The 11931-nt window shown below is 44.7% G+C and carries 11 protein-coding genes; 9 read left to right on the top strand and 2 right to left on the bottom strand.

Going from position 1 to position 11931, the window contains the following annotated elements:
- Positions 1-250: 250 nt before the first annotated feature.
- Entirely contained in the window at positions 251-751 is a 501-nt protein-coding gene (locus KGF65_RS15515; RefSeq protein WP_216748724.1) for an NUDIX hydrolase, read from the top strand.
- A 516-nt stretch (positions 752-1267) separates the two neighbouring features.
- Here the strand turns inward: KGF65_RS15515 and KGF65_RS15510 are convergent.
- On the bottom strand, positions 1268-1768 hold the full coding sequence (locus KGF65_RS15510; RefSeq protein WP_050338370.1) for a hypothetical protein: 501 nt from the start codon (positions 1766-1768) through the stop codon (positions 1268-1270).
- A 141-nt stretch (positions 1769-1909) separates the two neighbouring features.
- Between KGF65_RS15510 and KGF65_RS15505 the strand changes: the two genes are divergently transcribed.
- The 5 genes from KGF65_RS15505 (at position 1910) to pepF (ending at position 7743) form a co-directional block, all read left to right on the top strand.
- Positions 1910-2653: an MBL fold metallo-hydrolase gene (locus tag KGF65_RS15505; protein ID WP_101873269.1), complete on the top strand. Its 744-nt coding sequence runs from the start codon at positions 1910-1912 to the stop codon at positions 2651-2653.
- Positions 2654-3166: 513 nt separating this feature from the next.
- On the top strand, positions 3167-3565 hold the full coding sequence (gene spxA / locus KGF65_RS15500) for a transcriptional regulator SpxA (RefSeq protein WP_050338372.1): 399 nt from the start codon (positions 3167-3169) through the stop codon (positions 3563-3565).
- 135 nt (positions 3566-3700) lie between these two features.
- Entirely contained in the window at positions 3701-4432 is a 732-nt protein-coding gene (locus tag KGF65_RS15495; RefSeq protein ID WP_003639103.1) for an adaptor protein MecA, read from the top strand.
- Positions 4433-4765: 333 nt separating this feature from the next.
- On the top strand, positions 4766-5857 hold the full coding sequence (locus KGF65_RS15490) for a competence protein CoiA (RefSeq protein ID WP_101873272.1): 1092 nt from the start codon (positions 4766-4768) through the stop codon (positions 5855-5857).
- Between the two features lie 71 nt (positions 5858-5928).
- Positions 5929-7743: an oligoendopeptidase F gene (gene pepF / locus KGF65_RS15485; RefSeq protein ID WP_105924332.1), complete on the top strand. Its 1815-nt coding sequence runs from the start codon at positions 5929-5931 to the stop codon at positions 7741-7743.
- Between the two features lie 95 nt (positions 7744-7838).
- Here pepF and KGF65_RS15480 read toward each other — a convergent pair whose 3' ends face one another.
- Entirely contained in the window at positions 7839-8474 is a 636-nt protein-coding gene (locus KGF65_RS15480) for a DsbA family protein (RefSeq protein ID WP_216748725.1), read from the bottom strand.
- Between the two features lie 293 nt (positions 8475-8767).
- Here KGF65_RS15480 and KGF65_RS15475 point away from each other — a divergent pair, with 293 nt between their 5' ends.
- Genes KGF65_RS15475 through KGF65_RS15465 form a run of 3 tightly spaced genes read left to right on the top strand, consistent with a single transcriptional unit; the run spans position 8768 to position 11129 of the window.
- Entirely contained in the window at positions 8768-9430 is a 663-nt protein-coding gene (locus KGF65_RS15475) for a GTP pyrophosphokinase family protein (RefSeq protein WP_050338376.1), read from the top strand.
- Positions 9427-10230 carry an NAD kinase gene (locus KGF65_RS15470; RefSeq protein ID WP_105920324.1) on the top strand — a complete coding sequence of 268 codons (804 nt, stop codon included), beginning with the start codon at positions 9427-9429 and terminating at the stop codon, positions 10228-10230. Before KGF65_RS15475 ends, KGF65_RS15470 begins: the two co-directional genes overlap by 4 nt.
- The gene (locus tag KGF65_RS15465) at positions 10227-11129 is read left to right on the top strand and encodes an RluA family pseudouridine synthase (RefSeq protein ID WP_101873276.1); all 903 of its coding nucleotides are present in this window, start codon (positions 10227-10229) and stop codon (positions 11127-11129) included. Before KGF65_RS15470 ends, KGF65_RS15465 begins: the two co-directional genes overlap by 4 nt.
- The last annotated feature ends 802 nt before the right edge of the window (positions 11130-11931 follow it).

The following is an 11931-nucleotide window of genomic DNA, read 5'->3' as shown; positions in this document are numbered from 1 at the left end:
CGATGACGTCATTCATTATGAATGGCGTCTTTTTTTACGTGAAATTCGATTGAACACGGGATTCTGAATTTTGGATGCTACACAGGTTTTGGGGCGGATAGGCAACTTGCCTTGAGGATCTGTAAGCAGTAAATAACTGACCATATTGATTTATGCTTTAGAGATTATTTCCAATACAAAAAGAGTGTACTAAGCTTCTCGGCTTTTGAGGAAGTTTAGAGACATTTGGTTAAATATGAGGTAGAAAACAATGACTAAGAAATTTCATCGCGCTTTTGGTGTGTATGGCATTATCGGAAATGATGAAGGTTTGGTGGTAATTAAGAAAAACGGCGGGCCTTATATCAATAGATTTGACTTGCCAGGTGGTAGTCTAGAAAATGGGGAAGGGTTGCAGTCCGCCATTGTGAGAGAAATCAAGGAAGAGACAGGATTAGAGCCAGAGAAATTGACACAATTAGGAGTTACAAGTTTCAAATATCCGTGGTCTTATGAACATTGGCGTTATAATCAACATATCTGTGTCTTCTATGAAGTTGTTAGTAGTACAGGTGATTTAAACTATTCTATCTCTCAATTTATTGGTCAGGACTCTTTGGGTGCGGTCAGAATACCTTTAGAGAAACTTACAATTGAAAATTCGTCGCCGTTAGTATTGAAAGCAAAGGATTTTTTACAAAAGCAACGGATTTTTGATCCTATTGATTGGACTTATGATGAATGGAAAGTATTAAAAAAGTCAGTTTTTTGAGTCGTAATAAATTAGTTTTAATAAAATACAAAGGTTCTACAATAGCGGTTGGAGGAGAGGCGTGTTTCTAAATATCTCAAAAGCCGAGAAGTTTAGAATACGCTTTTTATTGAGCGTAAGCTGTAAAGAATAAAGCATGAAATCAGTGATTTGCAGCACACGTTATAACAGCCAGGACCTCATCTTGACCTAGATTTTGGCTTGAACTTATTACAATGGTAACAACCGTAAAATGAAACGTCCATATGGCCGAATAAATGTCGTATAATGCAGTTGCACAGCAGCAGGCTAAAAATCGGTTAAACTTGATTTTAAAACAATCTGTGAGCCCCCTGAAAGGCCAATAACGTATGATTCTGAGTCGAAGCATGATCATGTTAGTGCATTCTGGTCAATAATTATCATGTATTAGTGTTAAAAATTCGCTATGCAAGTGATCGCACATAATTGGCGATTTAAATAATTAGTCAAAAAAAAGTCGCTGCATCCCAGCAACGACTTTTAGCCATAATTGAACTATGATTTTAATGAACGGACGAATGAATACCGGCTTTCATGGTAACCATAATCTGAGTTCATATATTTGGCGAAAGGTTTGAAGGATTCACTCCGTAACCAAACGGCATACTCAGAATCACTGTGCCAGTTTGTGACGATCACAAAAGCTGCGTCGTTCTTGGATTTACGAAGAATCCAAAAGTGCTTGAGGCCATCGGGTTTGTTGTAATCATGCCGGAAACTGCTGAATTTTGAATTGAAGACCTTTTGTTCCTCAACGGGTAGGTCGATGAAAATAAAGCTGGTCATTCCGTGCCAATCTGCAGTTCCTTTTGAAAGCAAGACATCATATGTGACTGGACTGGAGAAGACCGTTTCTTCACCAGTCAAATCGAGTAACATGTACCGGTCTTCAGTTGCGTTAGCTTGCATCAGTAGCAAGTCGCGATCGGCGTTTTGTTGTTGGATCATGGTAAGAATTTTACGCGTCCCAAATGTTGCTGAAATCTTTCCACTCATCAATATCACTCCTTAGTTATTACACTTATTATTATACGTTTTTTTCAAAATAATTGAAAATATGTTAAGTTGTTAGTTTCATTTTTTCGTCAGCCTAGTTTAGAATAGGGTGGAAAGATAAAATTGAAGGGAAGAGTGAAGATGAAACTAACTGTGCTTGGTTACTATGGTGGGTATCCATATGATGGGGTTGGGACGAGTTCTTACTTGATCACAGCGGGAGACTACCATTTGCTGCTTGATTGTGGCTCGGGTGCGCTGAACGCCTTAGAGGAAGTTTTAGACCCCATACAACTGGATAGTGTGCTTTTGAGTCATTATCACCATGACCATACTGCTGATGTTGGGGTATTACAATATTACTGGCAGCTTCGTCAGGGAAAACGCCACGTCCCAGTGTTACCAATCTATGGGCATACTGCCGATCCGTTAAACTTTGGCGCTTTAACTTGGGCTGGGGCGACGGAAGGCCGTGCTTATGATCCATCGACGGTTAATGAGATTGGGCCATTTGACGTTAGTTTCCTGCCGACGAAGCATCCGGTCCCAGCTTATGCCGTTAAGTTAGTCGAACGCGCGACGGGTCAAACGCTAGTCTTTTCTGCGGATACCGCCTATTTACCTGATTTAGCCAGCTTTGCGCAGGGTGCACAGTTATTAATGACTGATACGAACTTTGACGCACAAAAAACGGGTAAAATCTGGCACATGACCTCCGCACAGTCGGGTGAAATTGCCAAACAGGCCCAGGTCAATCGATTATTATTGACGCACTTGCCGCAAGATGTGCCGTTTGAACAGTTACGTCAGGAAGCTCAGGCCGCAGCAGGTAGTGCCGTTAAAGTTGTGGTTGCTCAGAAGTTTCTGCAGCTGGATCTCGCGTGATGTTGGATATGACGTCGGGAGTAGGACTTAATTAAGTGTTTCAAGCAAATATTTTTAGAAGATGTACAGCGGAATAGCGCTGTACATCTTTTTGTTTCGGCTAATTGTTGTCGTCTAATAAGCTGTATTAGTTTGTAGGAGACGCTTACCATTTGAAGACTACCGAACTTTAAGAATTGAATCTGTGGAGAAAGACGCAGTGTCTTAATCATAATGGCGGTTGCTGGAAGTATTCAGTTCACTTAAATGAATCATAAGCTGGCAAGTTCAGTTTTCTGTAAACTGATTATTGAAATTATAAGGTTAAAGTGAATTGTGTACGATATTGTTAATAACAAAATTTATAATAAAAGCGATTTATTTTAGTTATAATTGACACATCGTCGTATTATGTATATTAAAATATTGATTTTAAATGAACGAATTTTGTTAAATCTATTCACAATTAAATATCGGTAGCGTATAATGAATTATGTTATATAAATTGATTAACGATGCCAAGGAGGACCCAGTATGGTTATTTTATATACCGCACCAAGTTGTACCTCATGTCGCAAAGCCAAGGCCTGGTTACAGACACACGACATTGATTTTCAAGAACACAATTTATTTACTGAACCAATTTCAATTGAGAATATCAAACGTATCTTACAATTGACAGAGTCGGGGACTGAGGAAATCATTTCAACGCGTTCGAAGGCCTTTCAACAGCTGAACATGGATATTAATGATTTATCGCTTAATGAATTATTTGATATGATTACTCATGATCCAAGCTTGCTCCGCCGGCCAATTATGTTGGACGAGAAACGGTTGCAAGTGGGCTATAATGAAGATGAAATTCGACGCTTCTTACCACGGAAAATTCGCACTTTAGAACTATTGCGAGCACAACAGTTAGCAAATATGTGACGATAATTGGCTAGTTAGCTTAACTAATTGGCCAATTTTTGTATTTTCAGATAGATTACTTTACAATAAAGGAAAATAAGTTAGAATTGTGATAGTGATTATGTCCCTTGACACTTAGAAAGGGGTGGATCTGTAATGGAGATGGAACGCATCAACGAAGATACGATTCGCGTCGTTATTGGAAATGATGATCTCAATGAGCGCGGGATACGCGTGTTGGATTTACTAGGGAATCATAAGCAAATTGAAAGTTTCTTTTATAGCATCTTGGAGGAAGTTGATGTTGATCATCAATTTCAAGACAACGATGCGGTGACTTTTCAAGTACTACCGAACCGCAATGGCCTAGAATTATTTATTAGTAAAAATAGTGATAATTTACAAGATACGATTGCCAAAGCTACCCAGTCGCCTAATCAGTCGGATGATGGTGATTCACAAGATGACGTCTCGGATTACTTGAAACGCAAACTAATGCAGACCGATACAAATCGAGTGGAAGATGGACAAGGTGTTAGTCATAATCCGACTAAGGATACCAACGATTTAGATCCATATATCGATGATCCTGATACGCCAACTAAAGAATACGTGTTGAAATTTGACCAGTTTGAAGATTTGGTCTCGTTGGCACAGTTATTCCGGCCAGAAGGTTTGGCTTCCAACTTGTTTAAGTATCGTGATCAATACTATCTAGAATTGGTTTTCTTCGTGGACCAATCTTCAACGGCAACCATCAAAGATGATGTTGCAGTTGCCTTAGAATATGCCCACTTAGCGAATATATCAGCTGACGTGTTGCTTGAACATGGTGAAAAAATCATGTCAAACGCCGCACTTGAAACGATTCGCCACTATTTTCATTAAGCTTAAACAGTCTTGATTTGACAAGTGATTGCCAGATTGGGGCTTTTTTTGTGCCGTTGAATCGACGACAACAACTGAGTATTCCCTGGTGTGACAATTGGAATACGCATTTTCATTGACGTGCGTCACTGCAGTCAATTGAAGCCGATAAGGGGCTAACTTTTTGAACATGTTGAATCGAGACGACGTCGTTTCCGATATGGTGCTAGTTATTCAGGGCTTCCCGAAAAGGATGGGTAATCGCGTGCTGGTGCCATTGGTGGCAGATTTCAAAAATTTCACGGAACTTCAAGTTCTTTGCGTATTTATTTCTTGAAAGGGGGACGGCTGACAATGCTAATTGCACAAGACCCGCATCATCAGTTGGTCAATGCGAGTCAAGCTGGTCGGCAGATTCCATATATTTGCCCAGGGTGCCAAGGACCCGTTCGGCTCAAACGGGGAAGCGTGATGACGGCGCACTTTGCCCATTTTCGAGGCAGCGACTGTCAGGTGTTCTCTGAGGGCGAAACGCACGAGCACGTGACTGGCAAGCAGCAATTAGCTGCCTGGTTCGCTGCTAGCGGCTATTCAGTCCAACTTGAAGCGGGTTTAACAGCGTTGCATCAGCGACCAGATTTGTTGGTGCAGACGGATGTAACACCACCGCTGGCTATTGAATTTCAGTGCTCACCCTTATCCGTGACGCGGTTGGCAGCCCGTACGCAGGGCTATTGGCGACATGGCTATCAAGTGCTCTGGATTCTCGGCCAACCCTATCAGCGCAAGTTACGGTCGACCAGCAAAGCCTTGAAATTTCTGCAATATCACCCGCACTGGGGCATTCATCTCTTATTCTGGCAAGTGGAAACCGCCAGTTTACAATTGATTCACCATATTCTTACGCTGGATGCTGAACCCTTGACATATCAGCGCTGGTCACTGAAATCAGCCCGTCAACCGGTGGCAGCATTTCAGCAGTTCCAACCGATTGTCAGTAATCCAACACCACCGGAAGAACATCTCGAGCATTATCATCGGCAGTTACTACTGGCCAGATTACGGCATCAGCATGCTTTTGATGACTTGCAGCGGTATTGCTATCAACGCGGCGGAACGATTGCGCAACTGCCAGACTGGACGATTCCCAGGGTGCCGGAACTACCATTGCTGACGGTACCGTATTTGGTGTGGTACGGTCATGTTTTTGGTCAATTACGGCAGGAGCCGACCGTTATCACTCATGAACGACTTCAGGCGTTATTATGGACGGAATTACAGCCATTGCTGGCCCGGCAAGCGTGTATGCGTGAGCAAGGTACCTTGCATCGGCAGTTGCTTTTAGCCGTCACGGCTCGTCTGGATCAACAGCACGTGATTCAACGACGTGGGCGCGATTGGGCCTTGAATCAGGCAGCGCTTAAGTGGGAACAACCTAAGTTTTAGAACACAATCTGCGGCGACCGGTCCAAACTGTGGTAATCTAGTGCTATATTGAATTAATTGGAGGTTTTCGCATGGTAGCAACCAAACAATTGCCGACCCGTTCAGCCGTTCCTGAAGAACTGACTTGGGATCTGACCCCAATCTACGCCACTCAGGCTGCGTATGAAGCGGATGTCGCGCAGGTTAAAGCCGCACTGACAGCTGTGACGGCATTGAAAGAACATTTTACGGACTCCGCTGATACCGTATTAGCAGGGATTCAGGCCGTCCTGGATGTTTATCGACGGCTTGAAAAGGTCGCCGTGTACGCGAGCTTGAAGAGTGACCAGGACACTGGCAACAGCACCAACGCCGCACTCGACGATCAGGCTAGCAGCTTAACGGCCAAGGTATCCGCCGCCACTGCCTGGTTTGAACCGGCAATTTTGCAATTAACACCGGATGAACTTGATACTTATTTGGATCAAAACGTCACATTACGTGATTATCGGCACTTACTCGATACTGTCCGGCTCCAGAAGGGGCACGTTTTATCAGAAAACGAAGAGTCATTACTTGCTGGTGCCAGTGATATTTTTGGCGCGTCAGCGAAGACCTTTGGCGTCTTGAACAATGCTGACTTCAAGTTTCCAACAGTCAAGGATGATGACGGTAACCCAGTGACCCTTTCGCAGGGGTTATATGGCGTGTTGCTAGAATCAGTGCATCCAGCCGTTCGTCGCGAAGCGTTTGAAGCGTTATACCGGGTTTATAGCCAGTTTCGGCGGACCCTTGCTTCAACCCTAGCGAGTCAAGTAAAGGTGCATAACTTTGTCGCTCAGGCGCATCACTATCCGGATGCGCGGGCAGCGGCGTTAGCAGCCAACCAGATTCCAACGTCAGTTTATGACGCGCTAGTGACATCGGTTGATGACCATCTGGACTTATTACATCGTTACGTGGCCCTCCGTAAACGGCTGCTGGGGGTAGACCAATTGCATATGTATGATATGTATACACCATTGGCTGAGAAGCCTGCCATCAAATATACTTATCAGCAAGCCCAGACCACGGCATTACAGGCGTTAAAGATTTTAGGCCCAGATTACATCAAACACGTCAAGACGGCCTTTGGTTCACGGTGGATCGATGTGGTTGAAAATCAAGGTAAGCGGAGTGGGGCATATTCATCAGGCATGTATGATACGGCGCCATATATGCTCTTAAATTGGCAAGACAATATCGATAACTTGTACACGCTCGTCCACGAGATGGGACATAGTATGCACTCATACTTCACGACCCATAATCAGCCTTATCAGTATGGTGACTATTCGATCTTTGTGGCTGAAATTGCATCGACGACCAACGAAAACTTGCTGACTAATTATTTCTTGGAGACTGAAAAGGACCCTAAGATGCGGGCGTATGTTTTGAATTACTATCTCGACGGCTTCAAGGGGACGGTCTTCCGTCAAACGCAATTTGCTGAATTCGAACAATGGATTCATGAACGAGACCAAGCAGGGCAAGCTTTGACCGCTGACCGGCTATCGAAATACTACTTGCAACTCAATCAACGCTACTACGGTGACGCGGTGGTCAGTGATCCGCAGATTGCGGATGAATGGTCCCGAATTCCGCATTTCTACTACAACTATTACGTCTACCAGTATGCGACTGGTTTCGCGGCGGCTTCGACATTGGCTGAACGGATCAGTAGTAAGCAACCAGACGCAGTTACGGATTATCTGGGGTATCTGAAGGCGGGGTCTTCGGCGTTCCCAATCGATGTGATGCATCGTGCGGGTGTCGATATGACTAAGCCGGATTACTTGGATGCTGCATTCAAAGTGTTTGCTGAACGCTTGGATGAATTTGAACAATTGGTGACTGCTGCCCAATAGGAATTAGTGGTGACAACGTCAAAAAGCACCTGGCGAAAATGATCGTCAGGTGCTTTTTGACTGGTTGTCCAGTTGAATAATTGCAATTACTGAAATTATAAAACGTGTAGTTGTGCACTGGAAAGGTTGGCACAACTTGTATTTGTGGTCCGGTTGGCTTCTTGGAATGGATCCAGATTGCCGTTGACGAGGTCAAAGAGTGTCTTGTAATTAAAATGCTCGAGTAAGACCCCATAATCATATTGATCGCAGTCGAAAACGACCGCGGATGAGGCTTCGGTAATGTTCATTTCGGATGCGAGTCGTTGATCGGCGTGGAAGGCCTGCTTAGCCAGTTCACTATTCCGATCTTCCATAAACATGTCCAAATCAATTCGACAGTCAGTTGCGACGGTTTTGACAAGCTCCTCCGAATAATGTTGCCCGGCTTTGAGCATTGCAGATTGGAGCGCAATTAAAAAGTTACGCCCACGTTTTTTGCCTTGGAACAGGGCCGCTTTGTAGTCCAAAATAACCCGATACAAAGTCTGTGATTGTTGATTCTGGGCATGCCAGTCAGTCGTCTTAATGCCTTGGGACTTCAAAGCCCGTTGAATCACACTGATATTAAGTAACGGTACGAATTGAAATTGGATTTGTTTGTCTGAGTCATTTGCCAACCGTAACACGTTCTGTTCGTCGCGTACGCATTGGTTTGCCAACGGATTTACAAATAAATACACTTCTAACACGTCATAATTCCTCCACTTTCTCTATTCGCGTCATAGTGCAGAATACCAATCAAACGTGGTATTTGCAAGTTTTTAATTTCATGAATTTTTTAATGTTAAGTTCAACTCGTTATTTAGATTAAACCTTCACCAGTTATCATGCACCGATTTGATAAATTCGTAAAGTATTTTGTTTCCTCAATGGCAGTTTGGCGAGAATCGTAAGCTTAGTGTTCATTCTCGAGAACGTTAACTTTCTATTCCGCCAAATTATGGTAAAATTTTAGGGTATGGATTGAAACGGAGGTGCCCCGATGGAAGATTGGAATCATTTTTTACTGCCTTATCAACAAGCCGTTGATGAGTTGAAAGTTAAATTACGGGGAATGCGGAAACAATTTCGCGATTTAAATCAGCACGAACCGATTGAATTTGTAACGGGGCGAGTCAAGCCCGTCGATAGTATCAAAGAAAAAATGACCCGGCGTAAGGTTCAAGAAGACCGGCTGGAACAAGATATGCAGGATATTGCTGGCTTAAGAATCATGTGCCAGTTCGTAGAAGATATTTACCAAGTCGTCGATTTATTGCGTAAACGGACCGACATGACGATTCTGGAAGAACGGGACTATATCAGCAATGAAAAGCCGTCTGGTTACCGCTCATACCACATCGTCATCGAATATCCGGTTCAAATGGTCGGTGGTGAGAAAAAAATCCTCGCTGAAATCCAAGTCCGGACGTTAGCCATGAATTTTTGGGCGACCATCGAACATTCACTTAACTATAAATATCAAGGGGACTTTCCCGAAAATTTGAGTCAACGATTGCAACGCGCTGCCGAAGCGGCCTTCAGTCTTGATAAAGAAATGTCAGAAATTCGCGAGGAAATCCAGGAAGCTCAGAGCTTGTTTTCATACGGCAAAGGGCCAGGTAATGATGAACCTGACAGTACAAAGGAAGATCAAAATTCATGAAAGTAACTATTTTTGCAAATGAGAGCGAGAAGTCCACGGCAGTCGCCAGTGAACTGCATACGAAATTACTCGCTGCCGGGTTTGAAATTGACGATGCCCATCCTGATATCGTACTCTCGGTTGGGGGTGATGGGACCCTCTTATCAGCGTTCCATCACTACAGCCACATGGTTGACCAAGTCAGGTTCGTCGGTGTGCATACTGGACACCTGGGCTTTTACACTGACTGGCGCGACTATGAGATTGACCAACTGATTACTGGACTACTAGAGGATAATGGCCAGAGTGTCACTTATCCGTTGCTAGCAGTGGACATTACTTATGCGGACAACCAGATGGCTGATCATTACTTAGCGTTGAACGAATCCACACTCAAAAAGCTGGGGAGTACGATGGTGGCGGATGTCTACATTCAGGATGAATTGTTTGAACGTTTCAGGGGCGATGGCCTCTGTGTCTCGACACCAACGGGCTCCACGGCCTATAATAAATCGGTCGGTGGTGCGGTCATTCATCCACGATTGGACGCGCTCCAGATGGCGGAAATCGCGTCGATCAACAACCGCGTGTTCCGGACACTGGGCTCACCAGTCATCGTGGCACCGTATGAAACGATTACGATTCGGCCGCAACAAAAATCACATTTTGTCTTTACGGCCGACCAGTTGGATACCCAACCACGTCCGATTGAAGAAATCCGCTATTCGATTGCAAATCGGCGCATCGCTTTTGCGCAGCACCGGCACAATCGTTTCTGGAAACGGGTCGGGACGTCCTTCATTGGGTTGGACGAACAATGAGGTTTACTTGGATCAATCATGCGCCTGAGCCGATGAAGGTCAAGACGCTGCTCTCCCAACATGGGGTCACGCGGAGTTTGCTGAAAAAAGTGAAGTTTCACGGTGGTGCGATTCTTGTCGATGATCAACCGGTACTTGCGATTCATATGTTGACTGGTGGTGAGACCGTCACGATGGTTACCCCGGCAGAAGTTGGTAACGACCACCTCGGCGTCTCCAATTTGCCAATTGATATTTTGTATGAAGATCGCGACTATTTAATCGTCAACAAGCCCGCTGGCGTGGCTTCAGTGCCAGCCCACGCGTTGCCAGATAATACGCTTGCCAACCGTGTGAAAGGGTACTATCGCGTGGCTGGTTATGATAATGAGGTCGTTCACATTACGACTCGCTTGGACCGCGACACCAGTGGCATCGTGCTATTCGCTAAGCACCATTTTGCCCACTCAATCATCGATCATCAGTTAAAGGCGCATGCGATGCGCAAGATGTATTTAGCCGTGGTCAGTGGTGATTTGCCGGATGAGCATGGCTGGTTAGACGCACCGATCGGACGAGCGCCTGATTCGTTTATCAAACGAACCACGCGTCCCGATGGCAAGCCGTCTTTAACCGAGTACTGGGTCGTCAAACGACTACGCAACATGACTGTTGTCCGGGTGCGTTTACACACTGGGCGTACCCATCAGATTCGCGTTCACTTTGCCGCTAGCGGTCATCCGTTGGTGGGAGATGCGCTCTATGGTGGTCCACGTGATCCGTGGCTCAACCGGCAGGCCCTACACTGCATGCAATTGACCTTTGATGATCCATTTATTGAACAGTCACTGACCACGTTTGCACCGCTACCGGCCGACATTGTGCAACTAATTGCGAATAATCAGCGCGCAAATTCCTGAGTGTTGCGGGTCGTATTGATGCTTAATATGGTGCGTTGTGCGAGTTATTATTTAGCATGAAAGGTGATTAAAACGTGCCAATTGTTTGGCTTACTGTTCGTCAGTGATGATCGTCCGATTCCGACTTCCAGGGCTGGCTGACAACGCTGGAACAGGGCGGACATCGATTTGAACTCACGCAGAAAAACACTGCGCAATTTCAAATACGAGTCTTCTTCTAGCCCGGGAAATTCACCCGGACAAGAAGAATTTCGCCCTTGAGCATTGTCAGCCAGCCCTTCCAGTCGGGAAGCCGCTCGAATGGCGGATGAACGGCCACCTATCTGGGCGCAATTGACCACTGAATTTTAGGTGAATGGTCTTTCAGGTAAACTTTTAGGCGATGTTGATGCTGCTTTATGACATTTAATTACGGGGAGATTATTGAATATGATTCACTAAATTCAACGAACGCTAACCTTGAATTTAGTCGATACAATTATCCTCGCTTAGAATTCAAGACTTTGCTAATTCAGAAAACTAGAGAAATTTCTGAGAAATTCTGTGAAGTTGCTGATTCGAAATGAGTAAGGAAGTTTAGCGATTGTTAGAACCCAGTCTGGCTTGAACATGTTTCGGCAATATCGCGGGCAACGTGAAAGACCAGTATTTAAGACGTGGGTTGTCGGCTTAAATCTGTGTTGTCCACCACGTTCCGGCCATTGCTCGGAATGCCTGGAAGCCGGACTAGGAAGCATCCACCACAGCAAGTTTACGGTAACTCGCACTGTTTCCAGCGGTCTTTAGCTGGCTGCATTTGAAC

Origin of the sequence: Lactiplantibacillus sp. 30.2.29, from assembly GCF_018991255.1 — a bacterium.
In the GTDB taxonomy this organism is placed as follows: domain Bacteria; phylum Bacillota; class Bacilli; order Lactobacillales; family Lactobacillaceae; genus Lactiplantibacillus; species Lactiplantibacillus pentosus.
Note: the sequence above shows the minus strand (reverse complement) of the source record. Positions and strands in the feature narration are given on the sequence as shown.